The sequence below is a fragment of the Pseudothauera nasutitermitis genome (assembly GCF_004801295.1).
In the GTDB taxonomy this organism is placed as follows: domain Bacteria; phylum Pseudomonadota; class Gammaproteobacteria; order Burkholderiales; family Rhodocyclaceae; genus Pseudothauera; species Pseudothauera nasutitermitis.
Window position 1 is genome coordinate 232,972 of the sequence record NZ_SSOC01000005.1, and the last position, 15,822, is coordinate 248,793.

Annotated in this window: 16 protein-coding genes; 11 read left to right on the forward strand and 5 right to left on the reverse strand. The window is 68.5% G+C overall.

Going from position 1 to position 15,822, the window contains the following annotated elements; genetic code table 11:
- Positions 1 to 7: 7 nt before the first annotated feature.
- Positions 8 to 472: a helix-turn-helix domain-containing protein gene (locus tag E6C76_RS14225; RefSeq protein WP_136348901.1), complete on the reverse strand. Its 465-nt coding sequence runs from the start codon at positions 470 to 472 to the stop codon at positions 8 to 10.
- A gap of 275 nt (positions 473 to 747) precedes the next feature.
- On the opposite strand from E6C76_RS14225, the gene E6C76_RS22720 reads away from it, so the two are divergent.
- Positions 748 to 939 (forward strand): helix-turn-helix domain-containing protein, encoded by a 192-nt coding sequence (locus tag E6C76_RS22720; RefSeq protein ID WP_456320497.1) that lies wholly within the window; start codon positions 748 to 750, stop codon positions 937 to 939.
- Positions 940 to 1,448: 509 nt separating this feature from the next.
- On the forward strand, positions 1,449 to 3,080 hold the full coding sequence (locus tag E6C76_RS14235) for a methyl-accepting chemotaxis protein (protein ID WP_168734349.1): 1,632 nt from the start codon (positions 1,449 to 1,451) through the stop codon (positions 3,078 to 3,080).
- Between the two features lie 52 nt (positions 3,081 to 3,132).
- On the opposite strand, the gene hisD is transcribed toward E6C76_RS14235, so the two are convergent.
- Both hisD and hisG read right to left on the reverse strand, forming a co-directional pair.
- On the reverse strand, positions 3,133 to 4,437 hold the full coding sequence (gene hisD, locus E6C76_RS14240) for a histidinol dehydrogenase (RefSeq protein WP_136348903.1): 1,305 nt from the start codon (positions 4,435 to 4,437) through the stop codon (positions 3,133 to 3,135).
- Entirely contained in the window at positions 4,434 to 5,075 is a 642-nt protein-coding gene (gene hisG, locus E6C76_RS14245) for an ATP phosphoribosyltransferase (protein WP_136348904.1), read from the reverse strand. The genes hisD and hisG overlap by 4 nt, the downstream gene beginning before the upstream one ends.
- A gap of 157 nt (positions 5,076 to 5,232) precedes the next feature.
- Between hisG and rnk the strand changes: the two genes are divergently transcribed.
- Positions 5,233 to 5,628: a nucleoside diphosphate kinase regulator gene (rnk, locus tag E6C76_RS14250; RefSeq protein WP_136348905.1), complete on the forward strand. Its 396-nt coding sequence runs from the start codon at positions 5,233 to 5,235 to the stop codon at positions 5,626 to 5,628.
- A gap of 39 nt (positions 5,629 to 5,667) precedes the next feature.
- Here rnk and E6C76_RS14255 read toward each other — a convergent pair whose 3' ends face one another.
- Positions 5,668 to 6,315 carry a TetR/AcrR family transcriptional regulator gene (locus E6C76_RS14255; RefSeq protein WP_168734350.1) on the reverse strand — a complete coding sequence of 216 codons (648 nt, stop codon included), beginning with the start codon at positions 6,313 to 6,315 and terminating at the stop codon, positions 5,668 to 5,670.
- A 265-nt stretch (positions 6,316 to 6,580) separates the two neighbouring features.
- Between E6C76_RS14255 and E6C76_RS14260 the strand changes: the two genes are divergently transcribed.
- The 8 genes from E6C76_RS14260 to E6C76_RS14295 all read left to right on the forward strand — a co-directional run bounded on the left by E6C76_RS14260 (position 6,581) and on the right by E6C76_RS14295 (position 14,261).
- Complete coding sequence (locus tag E6C76_RS14260; protein ID WP_136348907.1) at positions 6,581 to 8,329, forward strand: PHA/PHB synthase family protein; 1,749 nt, start codon at positions 6,581 to 6,583, stop codon at positions 8,327 to 8,329.
- A 30-nt stretch (positions 8,330 to 8,359) separates the two neighbouring features.
- Positions 8,360 to 8,809, forward strand: a complete 450-nt coding sequence (locus E6C76_RS14265) for a phasin family protein (RefSeq protein WP_136348908.1) — start codon at positions 8,360 to 8,362, stop codon at positions 8,807 to 8,809.
- Positions 8,810 to 8,912: 103 nt separating this feature from the next.
- Positions 8,913 to 10,094 carry an acetyl-CoA C-acetyltransferase gene (locus E6C76_RS14270; RefSeq protein WP_136348909.1) on the forward strand — a complete coding sequence of 394 codons (1,182 nt, stop codon included), beginning with the start codon at positions 8,913 to 8,915 and terminating at the stop codon, positions 10,092 to 10,094.
- A 28-nt stretch (positions 10,095 to 10,122) separates the two neighbouring features.
- Complete coding sequence (locus E6C76_RS14275; RefSeq protein ID WP_168734351.1) at positions 10,123 to 10,707, forward strand: acyloxyacyl hydrolase; 585 nt, start codon at positions 10,123 to 10,125, stop codon at positions 10,705 to 10,707.
- Between the two features lie 40 nt (positions 10,708 to 10,747).
- Entirely contained in the window at positions 10,748 to 11,890 is a 1,143-nt protein-coding gene (locus E6C76_RS14280; protein WP_136348911.1) for an ABC transporter permease, read from the forward strand.
- Positions 11,887 to 12,684, forward strand: a complete 798-nt coding sequence (locus E6C76_RS14285; protein WP_136348912.1) for an ABC transporter ATP-binding protein — start codon at positions 11,887 to 11,889, stop codon at positions 12,682 to 12,684. Before E6C76_RS14280 ends, E6C76_RS14285 begins: the two co-directional genes overlap by 4 nt.
- Before the next feature lie 3 nt (positions 12,685 to 12,687).
- The gene (locus E6C76_RS14290) at positions 12,688 to 13,629 is read left to right on the forward strand and encodes an MlaD family protein (RefSeq protein ID WP_136348913.1); all 942 of its coding nucleotides are present in this window, start codon (positions 12,688 to 12,690) and stop codon (positions 13,627 to 13,629) included.
- Positions 13,626 to 14,261 (forward strand): ABC-type transport auxiliary lipoprotein family protein, encoded by a 636-nt coding sequence (locus E6C76_RS14295; RefSeq protein ID WP_136348914.1) that lies wholly within the window; start codon positions 13,626 to 13,628, stop codon positions 14,259 to 14,261. The genes E6C76_RS14290 and E6C76_RS14295 overlap by 4 nt, the downstream gene beginning before the upstream one ends.
- Positions 14,262 to 14,442: 181 nt before the next feature.
- Here the strand turns inward: E6C76_RS14295 and E6C76_RS14300 are convergent, their stop codons facing one another.
- Positions 14,443 to 15,783 carry a metal-dependent hydrolase family protein gene (locus E6C76_RS14300; RefSeq protein ID WP_136348915.1) on the reverse strand — a complete coding sequence of 447 codons (1,341 nt, stop codon included), beginning with the start codon at positions 15,781 to 15,783 and terminating at the stop codon, positions 14,443 to 14,445.
- Between the last annotated feature and the right edge of the window lie 39 nt (positions 15,784 to 15,822).

Genomic DNA, 15,822 nt, shown 5'->3' on the forward strand with positions numbered 1-15,822 from the left:
ACGGCCCTCAAGCGGCCTTATTCTTTCCTTCTCCCACGCCTGTTGCGGTGATCAGGCGGTCGTCGAGCGCCCTGCGATAGAGCTGCACCGCACGGGCGGCGATGCGGTCGGCCTCTGCGCCGCTGTAGCGGGGGTCTTCGAGTACGCCAATGATGATGGCGCGCATGGCTGTTTCGTTAAGGGGTATGGCCTGGGCCGCCGCATCGAGATCGGCCTGCAGTTGCCCGGCCCGGGCGCGCCAGACGGCTGCTTCCTCCAATTCAGAGCGCAGCATCGGGCCTTCGCCGGTGAGCAGCCAGTTGGCGTTGACGCCCGCACGGACAAGCCCCTCGATGGCCTCACCTCCCGGCACGCTCCGGCCGTCTTCGTATCCCTGGTAGCCGCGCGGAGACACGCCTGATTGTGCTGCAAATTCTTTCTGTGTCAGTCCAAGGGCCGCACGCACGGCCTTCAGGCGCTCTGGAAGACTCATTCCGCTCTTTCCCTATGAAAGTGCGGAATTGGAAGTGCGAAACGCTGACCGTTTCCACACTTTCGTAATGCACTGAAAACAAAGAAACAAGCATAAAATCGCGTCACTTCCTGCGCCTCCATTAAGCGCAAAACGCAAAAATTTGCTGTCATCTCAGTTGACAGCAGCACAATTGCGCCGTGTAATGCCGCCTATCGCCAACTAACCACGGCATACACGCGATGGCACGCAATACCCCTAAAAAAGCCAGTCCAGAGGACTGACACCCGGCCGACATCGTGGCGGCCCTGCACAAGCGCGGCATCACCCTGCGGACGTTGACCAAGGAACACGGGCTGAAGGACAGCAGCACGCTCTCCAAAGCGACGCCGCAGTCGTATCCGGCCGGGGAACGGCGCCGGCGGATGCCGCAGGTGTGCCCGTGCAGGAGAGGTTCCCGACCCGGTATTACGCCACGGCACGCCTAAACCACGGGGCGTACATGGTGCGCGCGCGTACAAGTCTACCCGCACGGTCTGCCAACGCAATGGCAGTGAATGGGAAGCGGCGTAGACATGAGCACGACCACAACGCCCACCACCCTTGATGCGGTGAAGGCACGCCGGATGCAGACGGGGCACACCAGGTGCAATACGCACCCCTGGCCCTGTCTCAAAGAGACTGCGTGCCCGCTCTTCCTCCGCCCGCCCCCACTGGTTGGTTCATGCGCAGGCACCGGCCAATACCCGGTTCTGCCGACAAGCATCCGCACCGCCACTTGCCGCCGATGGAATCGACATATCGATATCCATCCGCAATACCCGTTCACCCCTGCCTCCCCGCACCGGAATTCATCGCGCCCGTTTCAAGGACAAACCGCGCAGAGCGTAGAAATCTGCAAACAACCTCCGGAAATGACACTCGACGCGCCACCCAATGTCTTTTTGGTGGACCATCCAGCGTCGAAAAAAGAAGAACCCTTGCTTTGGAGAACGACATGAACCTCTTTGACAACTTCAGCATGCGAACCAAGCTGTTCCTGCTCTCCGGCATGACCGCCGTTCTCTTCCTGATCGCCATTGCCTTCACGTTCTTCCAGGTCTCGATCCTGCGCCACGACATCGACACCATCGCCGAAGGCACCCTCCCCGGCATCGAGATGGCCGGCAAGATGAGTGAACTGAGGCTGCGCTATCGCGTGCGCAGCCTCGAACTCCTGCTCGAGGAATCGGAACAGGGCCGATCGAGGATGGAAGCCTCCCTGCGGGATCTGAGCCGCGAACTCCAGGAGCTGCGGCAGCAATACCGCAGCAGCGGCCGGCACTCCGCCGAGGAATACACCCTGCTCGACCGTGTCGACGCCAGCGTGGCCGCCTACGAAAACGCGGTCGCCCAGGCCGTCGGCCTGCTCCGGGCGGGCGACGTACAGGGCGCCCAGGTGCTGCGGCAGACCACCTGGGTGGAGCATGCCAATGCCGTCCGGGACGCCATCGGCGCACTGGTCGATGCCAACCACAAGAACGGGATGGACGCCGTGCAGGAAGCCAGGGAGGCCGCGCGCTCCATCATCACGGGGGATTCCGTGATCGTCCTGATCAGCGCCATCCTCGCCGTTGCGGGCACGCTATGGATTTCCTCGCGCATCGGCGCCCGGCTGGCCGACACCGTCGGCGTCGTCCAGCAGATCGCTGCGGGGGATCTGACCGTCCAGCCGCCTCCCGCCTCGAAGGACGAACTCGGCACGCTGATCCAATCCATGAGCGGCATGCAGGCCTTCCTGCGGCAAAGCATGGTTTCCATCCATGAAGGCGCCAATCAGGTCGCCAGCTCCGCCCGCCAGCTCAAGGAAAGCGCCGCGCAGATCGGCGACAGCAGCACGGCGCAGAGCAGCGCCGCGGCCAGCATCGCGGCAAGCATCGAGGAGTTGTCCGTCTCGATCTCGCACGTTTCCAGCAGAACGGACGATGCCAGCCATCTGGCCGGCGAGTCCGATCACAACGCGCGCCACGGCAAGAAGACGGTGGACGAACTGGTGGGCGGCATCCAGGACGTGCGCGACGTGGTGACCCAGGCCGCCACACAGATTTCCAGCATGCAGGCCCAGTCCGAAGGGATCACGCGCATCGTCGCGGTCATCCGGGACATTGCCGAGCAGACCAACCTGCTGGCGCTCAATGCCGCCATCGAAGCCGCGCGTGCCGGCGACACCGGACGGGGCTTCGCCGTGGTGGCCGACGAGGTGCGCAAGCTGTCGGAGCGCACCGCCCAATCCACCGCGGAAATCGCCACGATGGTGAACGAGGTGCAGTCCTCCACCCAGGAAGCCGTCGCCGGCATCGAGCACGGCGTGCATGCGGTACAGGAAAACTCCGCCAAGGCCGGAGAAACCGGGGAAACCATTGCCCGGCTGCAGGACGCCTCCCGACAGGTGGCGGACATCGTCGCCGAACTGAACGACGCGCTGCGCGAGCAGTCCATGGCTTCCACCGAGGTTGCCCGGCGCGTCGAGGAAATCGCCGCGCAGACCGAAGAGACCAGCAGCGCCTCGGTGCAGACCGCCGCTGCGGCCGAATCGCTGGATACCGTGGCCGACGACTTGCTGCAGGTCGTGCAGCGCTTCAAGGTATAGCGGGCGCACCGGCGCGCCCGGGCGGTTCCGGGCGCGCGCCGCACGGCGGCCTTCAGTCCTTCAGGCGCATCTCCGCCGAGCGCGCGTGCGCCTGCAGGCCCTCGCCGTGGGCGAGGATGGAGGCCACCTTGCCCAGCGTCTGCGCGCCCGCCGCCGAGATATGCACGATGCTGGAGCGCTTCTGGAAGTCGTACACCCCCAGCGGCGAGGAGAAGCGCGCGCTGCGCATGGTGGGCAGCACGTGGTTGGGGCCGGCGCAGTAGTCGCCCAGCGCCTCCACCGAGTGGTGGCCGACGAAGATGGCCCCGGCGTGGCGGATCTTCGCCACCCAGGGTTCGGGCGTTTCCAGCGACAGTTCCAGGTGTTCCGGCGCGATGCGGTTGGCGATGGCGCAGGCCTGTTCCAGGTCGTCCACCTGGATCAGCGCGCCGCGGCCGGCGAGCGATTTGGCGATGATCTCGCGGCGCGGCATGGTGGGCAGCAGGCGCTCGATGGCGGCGGCCACCGCGTCGAGGAAGCCGGCGTCGGTGCACAGCAGGATGGATTGCGCCAGTTCGTCGTGCTCGGCCTGGGCGAACAGGTCCATCGCCACCCAGTCCGGGTCGCCGCTGCCGTCGGAAATGACCAGCACCTCGGAGGGGCCGGCCACCATGTCGATGCCCACGGTGCCGAACACGCGGCGCTTGGCCTCGGCCACGTAGGCGTTGCCCGGGCCGACGATCTTGTCCACCTGCGGGATGGTCTGCGTGCCGTAGGCCAGCGCGGCCACGGCCTGCGCGCCGCCGATGGTGAACACGCGGTCCACCCCGGCGATGGCGGCGGCGGCGAGCACCAGCGGGCTCTTCTCGCCGCGCGGCGTGGGCACCACCATGATCAGTTCATGCACGCCGGCCACCTTGGCGGGGATGGCGTTCATCAGCACGGAGCTGGGATAGGAGGCGCGCCCGCCCGGCACGTACAGGCCCACGCGGTCCAGCGCGGTGACCTGCTGGCCGAGCACGCTGCCGTCGGCTTCCATGTACGACCAGGAATCGATCTTCTGGCGCTCGTGGTACTGGCGCACGCGGTCGGCGGCCACGCGCAGGGCCTCGCGCCGCTCCACCGTCAGGCCGTCCAGCGCGGCCTTGAGTTCGGCATGCGGCAGTTCCAGCCCGGCCATCGACGATACGTCCAGATGGTCGAAGCGGCGGGTGTATTCGATCACCGCCGCGTCGCCGGTGGCGCGCACCGCGCGCAGGATTTCGCTCACCGCGGCGTCGATGCGCTCGTCGGCCGCGGACTCGAAGGCCAGCAGGGCGTCGAGCGTGGACAGGAACTCGGGATCGCGGGCGTTCAGCCGGCGGATGGCGTTGCTCATTGGATCGCTCCGGCAAAGGCATCCAGCACCGGCTGGATGAGTTCGCGCTTGAGTTTCAGCGAGGCCTGGTTGCACACCAGGCGCGAACTGATCTGCATGATTTCCTCGACCTCTTCCAGGTTGTTGGCGCGCAGCGTGCCGCCCGTGGACACCAGATCGACAATGGCGTCGGCCAGGCCGACCAACGGGGCCAGCTCCATGGAGCCGTACAGCTTGATCAGATCCACGTGCATGCCCTTGGCGGCGAAATGCGCCTTGGCGCTGTGGATGTACTTGGTGGCCACGCGGATGCGCCCGCCCGGCTGGCTGGCGGCCGCGTAGTCGAAGCCCTTGGGCACCGCCACGCACAGTCGGCAGCGCGCGATGTCCAGATCCAGCGGCTGGTACAGCCCCGCCCCGCCATGTTCGAGAAGCACGTCGCGCCCGGCGATGCCCAGGTCCGCCGCGCCGTACTGCACGTAGGTGGGCACGTCGGTGGCGCGCACGATGACCAGGCGCACATCCGGGCGGTTGGTGCCGATGATCAGCTTGCGCGAGGATTCCGGGTTGTCCGCCGGCACGATGCCTGCAGCCGCCAGCAACGGCAGGGTTTCCTCGAAGATGCGGCCCTTGGACAGGGCAAGGGTGATACTCGACACGAATACGCCTCGGCACGGGGGAATGCGGAAGCCGTGGATTGTAACCCGGCGCGGCTTCTGTTAGCCTTGGCACCTCGGCTGAACCGCCCGACGGTTCGGCCGTTTTTTCTTTTTTTCAAACGTTTGCACGAGCAATGGATTCCTAGCGAGACTTGCAATGAAACCCGACATCATCGTTTCCTCGAACGACCTCGAACGCCTCGAAGGCCTGCTGCATGGCGCCAGCGCGCGCAGCCGCGCCGACCTCGACGCCCTGCGCGACGAACTGGCCCGCGCCGACGTGCGCGATGCGGAGGATCTGCCCGACAATGTCATCACCATGGGCAGCCGGGTGCGCTTCCGCGAGGAACTGAGCGGCAAGGAATACGTGCTGACGCTGGTGTATCCGCACGAGGCCGGTCAGGATGCGGGCAACAAGGTTTCCGTGTTCTCGCCGGCCGGCAGCGCGCTGCTCGGCCTGTCCACCGGCCAGGCCATCGACTGGCGCACGCCGGACGGCAACGCCATCCGCATCCAGGTCATCGAAGTCGAGCAGCCCGCGGACGCCGCCTGAAGCGCGGGCGCGGAGCGGGCCCCGCCCGCTCCCGCCGCATCATCTCGGTTCCAGCACGTCCAGCAGCAACTGCTTGTGCGCCTCGCGCACCTGCTCCAGCGGCATCGGCACGTCGTCATCCTGGCGCAGCATGCGCTGGACGATCCACATCACCAGGGGTGAGGCCGCCAGCATGAAGTGGCCGGTCAAGGCACTGCTGCGCATGGTTCCGCGCCGCACGTACTCATCCACCACCGCCTGCTCCCGGAGGCGGCGCGGCTCCAGCATCTTGTCGTACCAGCGCCGGATCAGCGCCGGCTCGCGCCGGCTTTCGGCGATGAGCAGCTGGAAGGTCGCCATGACGATCGGCTCGCCGAGACGGTCGTACATCTGGTCCACGTAGGACGATACGATCTCCGCCAGCGGCGCGCCCGCCTCCGGCGGCAGGATGCCGTCGGCCTTCACGGAAGGGCTCAGCGCCGTTTCCAGCAGGTCCTCGAACACTTCGTCCTTGCTCTTGTAGTGGGCATAGATCCCCGCCTTGGACAAACCGGCGCGCGCGGCGATGCGCTCCATCGTCGCGGCAGCATAGCCATGGTTGGAGAACTCGATGAGCGCGGCATCGAGAATTTCCCGTTTGCGCTCCACCGACGGCAGATAGCGACGACGCCCTCGGGCTGCTTTTTTCTCGCACGGGCCGGTGGTCAAGACAGATCCTCTCCTGGGCTGCGCTGCAGCTTCTCGCCAAAAGGGTTGATTGTACCCGCTCGCCACATGGCGGGTTCAGGCACCATCTCGCCCCTGGTCCGCGGCCGGTCGGGCGGTGGGCGACCGCCGGGGATCGTGCCGGCATGCGCTGACGCCGCTCCGCAAAAGCGAACAAGCGGTTGGTTTGATGTGCTAGCATCGACAAACCGACCGGATGGTTGTTTTTTACTTCCGACCCAATCCACGTAACGAAAGGGGAGAAGTCATGTCCGCAGAAAAGCCGGATGCTGCGCTGCCGTGGAAGGCGCTGGACAATAGCGTCCATGCCGCGTTGTCCCATGCCTGCCTGTCGCTCTCGCCGCACTCCATCCTGCTCGCCTGGATGGACTGGGCCACCCACCTGGCGGCCAGCCCGGGCAAGAACCTGGAACTGGCACGGCTGGCGTTCGAACAGGCGGGACAGTTGCAGTCCTATCTGTGCGAATGCCTGGCGGGCCTGCACGAAGGCGAGGAATCGACGGCCACGCCGCCGGTGGACGACCGGCGCTTCCGGGACCCCGCCTGGGACCACTGGCCGTTCAATCTGCTGCACCAGTCCTTCCTGATGCACCAGCGCTGGTGGGAAGCAGCCACCCGGGACGTGTGGGGCGTGGACCCGCACCACGAGCATGCCGTGGCCTTCGCTGCTCGGCAGTGGCTGGACATGTTCTCGCCGGGCAACCTGCTGCTCACCAACCCCGTCGTGCTGCGGCGGAGCTTCGCGGAGGGCGGCGCCAACCTGGGGCGCGGTCTGGCCTACTTCCTGGACGACGTCACCCGTCACCGGCACCGCCTGCCGCCGCCGGGTGCGGAGCAGTTCGTGGTCGGGCGCGACGTGGCCGTCACGCCGGGCAAGGTGGTGCTGAAGAACCGGCTGATCGAACTGATCCAGTACGCACCGGCCACGGAGAAGGTCCATCCCGAACCGATCCTGATCGTGCCGGCGTGGATCATGAAGTACTACATCCTCGACCTGTCGCCGCACAATTCGCTGATCCGCTACCTGGTGGAACAGGGCCACACGGTGTTCTGCATCTCGTGGAAGAACCCGGACGCGGACGACGCCGACCTGGGCATGGACGAGTACCTGGACCTGGGCTTCCGCGCCGCGCTGGACGCGGTGACCGCCATCCTGCCCGGGCGCAAGGTGCACGCCACCGGCTACTGCCTGGGCGGCACCCTGCTCGCCATCGCCGCGGCGGCCATGGCCCGCGACGGCGACGAACGCCTGGCCTCGCTGAACCTGTTCACCGCGCAGACCGATTTCAGCGAACCCGGCGAACTGGCCCTGTTCATCGACGAAAGCGAGGTCGCGCTGCTGGAGGCGCAGATGGCCGACACCGGCTATCTGCTCGCCGAGCAGATGGGCGGCGCGTTCATGATGCTGCGCCCCTACGATCTGCTGTGGTCGCGCCTGGTGGGCGAGTACCTGCTCGGCGAGCGCCGGCCGATGAACGACCTGATGGCCTGGAACGCCGACGCCACCCGCATGCCGGCGAAGATGCACGCCCAGTACCTGCGGCGGCTGTTCCTCAACGACGACCTGAGCGAAGGCCGCCACCCCGCGGACGGACGGCCGGTGTCGCTGGGCGACATCCGGCTGCCGGTGTTCAGCGTCGGCACCACCGCCGACCACGTGGCACCCTGGCGCTCGGTGTACAAGCTGCACTACCTGTCGCCGACGGAGATCACCTTCGTGCTCACCAACGGCGGCCACAACGCCGGCATCGTCAGCGAACCGGGCCGGCCGCGGCGCCAGTACCAGCTGCACACCCGCCCGGCAGGCGGCGGCTACATCGCGCCGGACGAGTGGCAGGCCACGGCGCCGGTGCAGCAGGGCTCCTGGTGGCCGGCCTGGACCGCATGGCTGCACGAGCGCTCGGGCGAACCCGTCGATCCGCCGCGCATGGGCACCCCTCGAGGCAGTTACCGCGTGCTCGGCGATGCGCCGGGCGAGTATGTGAAGGCGCAGTGAGCGGCAACCCGACTTTTCAAGGAGAGCACGATGAGCACCAATACCCCCCTGGACCTGTTCAAGGCCAATCTCGAACTCCAGCTGCGCGTCACCCGCCTGCTGCGGGAAAGCGGGCAGCGCTGGCTGGAAGCCGCGTCGCGCACCGGCACCGAAGACCTGGCCGAGGCCGAGGCGGAAATCGAAGACCTGCTGAAGACCGACAACTGGCAAACCCTGGCGACCCTGCCCACCCAGGTTTTCTGGCGCCAGTTCCAGCAGCGCGCGGAAGACTCGCAGAGCGCTTCCCGGTTCGCCGCCGACAACCAGCAGGCCTTTGCCGAAGGGCTTCAGCACGCCGTGGAGGACTGGCAAAAATCCGTCACCGCCGTCTTCGGCGGCGGCGCGCAGCCGTTCCAGGATCTGTTCAAACAATGGGGCGCCGCCTGGGCGGCGCCGCAGCAGGGCAAGACCGGCACGGCCAAGGGCAGTGCCCGTTCCTGAGGCCCCGACCGCCGGCCGCGCGGCACGCCGGGCGGGATGGCGCACGCAGCCCCCCTCGATGCCGCAAGGCTCGGCTCCCCGAACACTCACAAGACCCCATCGTATGAGCGACATCGCCATTCTGGCCGCCACCCGCAGCGCGATCGGCGCTTTCCAGGGCAGCCTGTCCGGGCTGCCCGCCCCCGCCCTCGGTGCCGCGCTGATCCGCAGCGTGCTCAAACGCACCGGCATCGCGCCGGAACGCATCGACGAAGTCATCCTCGGCCAGGTCATCACCGCCGGCGGCGGCCAGAATCCGGCCCGCCAGGCAGCGATCCTGGCCGGGCTGCCGTACACGGTGCCGGCGCTGACCCTCAACAAGGTCTGCGGCTCCGGCCTCAAGGCTGTACACCTGGCCGCCCAGGCCATCCGCAGCGGCGACGCCGAACTGGTCCTGGCTGGCGGCCAGGAAAGCATGAGCCAGGCGCCCTACGTGCTGCCCGGCGCGCGCACCGGTCTGCGCCTGGGCCATGCGCAACTGGAGGACAGCCTGATCCGCGACGGCCTGTGGGATGCCTTCAACAACTACCACATGGGCATCACCGCGGAGAACCTGGCCGAACGTTACGGACTGAGCCGCGAGCAACAGGACGCCTTTGCCGCCGCCTCGCAGGAGAAGGCCGCGGCAGCCATCGCTGCGGGCCGCTTCAAGGACGAGATCACCCCGATCGCCCTTCCGCAGCGCAGAGGGAGCCCGCAGATGTTCGACACCGACGAGCAGCCGCGCCCCGGCACCACCACGGAGGCGCTGGGCCGGCTCAAGCCGGCTTTCAAGCAGGACGGCACGGTGACGGCGGGCAACGCCTCCACGCTCAACGACGGTGCCGCGCTGCTGCTGTTGGCCGGCGCCGAGACTGCCTGGGGGCTGGGCCTGCCGGTGCTGGGCTGGATCAAGGCCTACGCCAGCGCCGGCGTCGATCCAGCGGTGATGGGCATCGGCCCGGTGCCGGCCGTCCGCCGCGTGCTGGACAAGGCCGGCTGGACGCTGGACGAGGTGGACCTCATCGAGGCCAACGAAGCCTTTGCCGCGCAGTCGCTGGCCGTGGCCCACGAACTGGGCTGGCACCCGGCCAGGGTCAACGTCAATGGCGGCGCCATCGCGCTGGGCCACCCGATCGGCGCCTCCGGCGCGCGCATCCTGGTTTCCCTGGTGCATGAACTGCGCCGCCGCGGCGCCCGCAAGGGCCTTGCCACGCTGTGCATCGGCGGCGGCCAGGGCGTGGCGCTGGCCGTGGAAGCCGCCTGAATCCGTCCTGCGTCCAACACACACTTCCATGCTTTCCAGAAAAACCAGTGCCTTTCTCGCTGCGCTGCTCTGCGCCGCCGTCATTGCCCTGCCCTCGCCCACCGCCACTGCGCAGACGCCGCCGGACAGCGGCCGGCGCTTCTATGCGGACCTGGGTTCCACCCTGGAGGGCGATGCCGCCCACACGGCGGCGGTGGGCGTGCTGCTTCCCTCGTCGCTGTTCACCGGGGTGCCGCGCGACGCCGGCCCGCTGTCCCTGCATTGGGATCTCTCCCTGACCCACTGGCGGGCACCGGGGGCACAGGGCGGCCACCGCAGCTTCACCCAGCTGGCCGCCATGGGCGTCTGGCGCCACCCGCTCGGCGGGCCGGGTGCGCCGCTGTTCGTCGATCTGGGGCTCGGCGTCAGCATCTTCGACCGGCTCTACGCTTCCGGCACGGACCGCTTCAGCACCGCGTTCCAGTTCACCCAGGCCATCGGGCTGGGCTACCGCTTTGGCGAAAAGCACGCCCACGAAATCTCCGTACGCTTCCAGCACGTCTCCAACGGAGGCATCAAACGGCCCAATCCGGGTGAAAACTTTGTACGCTTGCGCTTTGCCAGCAGATTCTGACCGCGGCGCCAAGGCCGCGGACTGATCGGAGTTCCACCCCATGCATGACAACCCGTCCGGCGGCCGCGCGGACTTCGCCGCCGCCAGCGGCGGCTCCGTGCTCCGCCTCAGCGGCGACTGGACGCTCGCCCACTACCGCCCGCTCGCCGGCCGGCTGGCCGCGCTGCGCGCGCAGCTGCGCGACGACACCCGGCTGGACGCCGCCGCCCTCGGCACGGTGGATACCGCCGGCGCCAGCCTGCTGTTCGAACTGCTCGGGCCGGCGCGCCTGCGCGCGCTGCTCGCCGACGCCACCCTGGCGCCGGAACGCCGCGCGCTGCTGCAGGCGGTGGCCGACGCCCTGGCCGCCCCCGCCGCCGAGGCGCCGCGCCGGAGCGGCTCGGCCATCGGCGACGTGCTGGAACACATCGGCATCACCACCGGGGTGTTCTGGCGCAACCTCACCGGACTGCTCGGCTTCATCGGCCTCACCCTGGAAGCCGGCCTGCGCACGCTGCTGATGCCCCGACGCTGGCGCGTCACCTCGCTCGCCGCCAATCTGGAGAAGACCGCCCTCGACGCGGTGCCCATCGTCGCCCTGCTCACCTTCCTGGTCGGCGCGGTGGTGGCCTTCCTCGGCGCCACCGTGCTCGCCGAGTTCGGCGCCAGCATCTTCACCGTGGATCTGGTCGCTTTCTCCTTCCTGCGCGAATTCGGCGTGCTGCTCGCCGCCATCCTGGTGGCCGGCCGCACCGCCAGCGCGTTCACTGCGCAGATCGGCTCGATGAAGGCCAACGAAGAGATCGACGCCATCCGCGTGCTCGGCCTGGACCCGGTGGAGCTGCTGGTGCTGCCGCGCGTGTTCGCCCTGCTGCTGGCGCTGCCCATGCTCACCTTCGTGGCAATGCTGTCCGGCATCGTCGGCGGCATGCTGGTGTGCGCGCTCACCCTCGACATCTCGCCGACCATGTTCCTGTCCATCTTCGAGAACGACGTGGGCCTGCGCCACTTCCTCATCGGGCTGGGCAAGGCGCCCATCTTCGCCTTCCTGATCGCGGTGATCGGCTGCCGGGAAGGCTTCAAGGTGGCCGGCAGCGCGCAGTCGGTGGGCGAGCACACCACCTCGGCGGTGGTGCAGTCCATCTTCGTGGTCATCCTGGTGGACGCGGTGGCCGCGCTGTTCTGCATGGAGATGGGCTGGTGAGCGCGGGGCAGGCAAGCAGCAACGTCATCGAGGTGCGCGGCCTGCGCAACCAGTTCGGCGCCCAGGTGGTGCACGAGGCGCTCGACCTGGACGTGCGGCGCGGAGAGATCCTCAGCATCGTCGGCGGCTCGGGCACCGGCAAGTCGGTGCTGCTGCGTTCCATCGTCGGCCTCAACCGGCCCGCCGCCGGCACCGTGCACGTGTTCGGCGAGAACCTGCTGGCCCTGCCGCCGGCGGCGCGCTCGCGGCTGGAGCGGCGCTTCGGCGTGCTGTTCCAGAAGGGCGCGCTGTTCTCCTCGCTCACCGTGGCCGAGAACGTCGCCCTGCCGCTGATCGAGCACGCCGGCCTGCGCGCTGCGGACGCGGCGCGCCTGGCCGCGCTCAAGATCGCACTCGCCGGCCTGCCCGCCAATGCCGGCGACAAGTACCCCGCCGATCTGTCCGGCGGCATGGTCAAGCGCGCCGCACTGGCCCGCGCGCTGGCGCTCGATCCGGACATCCTGTTCCTCGACGAACCCACCGCCGGGCTGGACCCCATCGGCGCCGCCGCCTTCGACCAGCTCATCCTCACTCTGCGCGACGCGCTGGGGCTCACGGTGTTCATCGTCACCCACGACCTGGACACCATCCACACCATCACCGACCGCGTCGCCGTGCTGGCGCAAAAACGCGTGCTGGTGAACGACACGCTGGAGGCCGTGGCCGCCACCGACGACGCCTGGATACGCGATTACTTCCACGGCCCACGCGGCCGCGCCGCACAAGCTGCAGCACACGCACCGGAGAACCCCTGACCTATGGAAACCCGCGCCCATCACATCCTGATCGGCCTGTTCACCCTCATCGTGGTCGGCGCCGCGCTGGCGTTCGCACTATGGCTGGGCAAGGCGGGCCACGACAAACAGTTCAACCACTACGACGTGGTCTTCGAGGAGGCCGTGGCCGGCCTGTCCAAGGGCAGCACGGTGGAATTCAACGGCATCAAGATCGGCGAGGTGAACGACCTGCGGCTCGACCCCCGGGACCCGCGCCGCGTGCTGGCACGCATCCGCGTCGACAGCAAAGCACCGATCCGCACCGACACCCGCGCCCGCCTCACGCCGGCCGGCATCACCGGCCTGTACACCATCCGGCTTTCCAGCGGCGACGACCCCGCCAGCCAGCCGCTGCGCCCGGCCGGCGGGGAGGTGCCGGTGATCGTCGCCGAGCCCTCGCCGCTTTCCAAGCTGCTGGCCGACGGCGGCGACGTCATGCTCAACGTCAATGAACTGCTGATTCAGGCCCGAACGCTCTTTTCCAGCGAGAACGCCGCCGCGATCGGCCGCACCCTGCAGCATCTCGAACAGACCACCGGCACGCTGGCCGCCCAGCGCGAGGACATGGGCCACACCCTGCGCCAGCTCGCGCTCGCCAGCGAGCAGGCCAATCTCGCCCTCGCCGAGGCTGCGAAGATGATGCAGGCCACCAACCGCCTGATCGACGGCGAAGGCCGGCAGACGCTGGAGAGCGCGCAACGCGCCATGGCCGCCTTCGAGCAGGCCGCGCAGTCCGTGGACAAACTGCTCGTGGACAACCGCGACCCGCTCGACAGCGGCCTGCGCGGCCTCGCCGACCTGGGCCCGGCGATCACCGAACTGCGCCAGACGCTGGCCTCGCTGCGCACCATCACCCGCCAACTGGAAAGCAGGCCGGCCGACTACCTGCTCGGCCTCGAACCGACCAAGGAATTTCAGCCATGAGCCCGACCTCCGACCGCCAGCGCCGACCGGCCGCCCCCATCGCCCTCCTCGCCAGCGCGCTGCTGACGGCCTGCTCCGTCCTGCCCAGGGCCGAGCCGATCGACCTCTACCTGCTGCCGGCCAGCGCGACGGCCGCCGCCGAGGCCGATCCCGTGGATTTCGCGCTGCGCATCAACCGCCCCGAAAGCAGCCGGCATTTGGCTGGCCAGCGCATCGTCGTGCAGCCCGAAGGCGATCGCGTCAGCATCTACAAGGGCGCGAGCTGGAGCGACCCGGCCCCCGTGCTGGTGCGCAACCGCCTGCTCGACGCCTTCCGTGCCGACGGACGCATTGCCGCGCTGTCCAGCGATGAGCGCGCCCTGTATGCCGATCTGGAACTCGACAGCGACCTGCGCGCCTTCCAGAGCGAATACCGCGACGGCACACCGGAAGCCGTGATCCGCCTCGACGTCCGGCTGGTGGCGCCCGCCACCCGACGCATCCTCGCCAGCCGCAGCTTCGAGGTACGCCAGCCCGCGGCCGGCACCGGCGTACCCGAGGTGGTGCGCGCGTTCGGCGAGGCCGGCGACGCGCTGTCGGCCCGACTGGTGTCCTGGACGCTGGAACAGGCCGCCGCGCAGCGCGGACGCTGAACGGACATCTTCCAGCGTCCACCGGGGCGGGCTTCGACGCCTTCCCCGAAAATGCGCCCCAATGAGTGAAACGTCATCGATCGGCCGGGCGTAACGCACCGCGCCGAGGACTGGCCCGCGCCGCGCCTCAGCGGCGATCGGACGCTCGCCCGCCACCGCGAACGGCGGCCGGCGTGCTCCCCTATTCCACTCCGCCGAGCAGGTTCTTGTGGATGCGTCCGTTCTTGACGATCAGCACGAGGGTGCGCTCGGGCTCGTCGAGCAGCGACAGATCGGCCGTCGGATCGCCATCGACCAGCAGCAGGTCGGCCAGCGCCCCTTCCTTCACGACGCCCAGCGGCGCCGGGTACGGGTAGCGCTCGCCGGCGAGGGCGATCAACCGGGCGTTGTCGCCCGTCGCCATCTTGAGCACTTCGCCCGGCGTATACCAGCGCGTCAGCGTGGTCAGGCGCCCGCTCTGGGCGCCGCCCAGAGAGCCGGAGAACAGGATGTCGGTGCCGAATGCGACCTGCACGCCGTGCTTCTTCGCCAGTTCGTAAGCCCGGTCGGTTCCCGCCGCCACCATCAACTGCTTGACACGCGACGCTCCGCTCCGCGGGTTTGCCGACTCGTCGTCGAGGAAGGGCTGCAGGCTCCACCAGATCCCTTTGCTCGCCATCAGTTTGACGGTCTCCTCATCCACGAGCTGACCGTGCTCGATGGACTTCACCCCCGCCTCGATCGCCGCCTTGATCGCCCGCGGCGTGTAGGCATGCACGGTGGCGTAGGTGCCCCAGTTCTCGGCCGCGGAGACGGCCGCGCGGAGTTCCTCGACCGTGTATTGCGTCACGTCGAGGGGGTCGTAAACCGATGAAACGCCGCCGCCCGCCATCAGCTTCAGTTGCGTCGCGCCGAGCATCAACTGTTCGCGCGCGCGGCGCAGCACCTCGTCCGCGCCATCGGCGATCGCGGCGGCACCGACGCGCTCGCTGTGGCTGAGGGGCGCGTTGTTGGCGCGGGGGATTTCATAGGGCAGGCGGAAATCCCCGTGGCCGCCGGTCTGCGAGATCATCGCGCCGGACGGGAAGATGCGCGGCCCCGCAATCACGCCGCTCTCGATCGCACGCCGCAGGCCGAAGGTCGGCCCGCCCATGTCGCGCACCGTGGTGAAGCCGCGCATCAGCGTCGCGTCCGCCACCTTGCCGGCCAGCAGGGCGATGTAGTGGGTGTCCGCGGTCAGCGCATCCACCTGGCTCGGCGCCACCAGCGCCGAATGCCAGTGCGCGTCGATCAGGCCCGGCATCAGCGTGCGGCCTTGCCCGTCGATCACCGTGGCACCGGCCGGCACTTCGATCGGCGTTGCGGCGATCTGCCGGATCGTGCCGTCGGCGACCAGCACGTCCAGCGTGCTGCGGGAGCGCGCAGTGCCGGTCCCGTCGAACACGTGGACGTTTCTGATGAGGATTTCCTCCGCCGCGTGGGCGGCGGTGAACAGGATGCCGGAAGCAATGGCTGCGAGCAGTCTGGCGGCATGTTTCTTCATGGAGGCTCCATGGTTTCGCGCCATCGCACGCAGGCATGG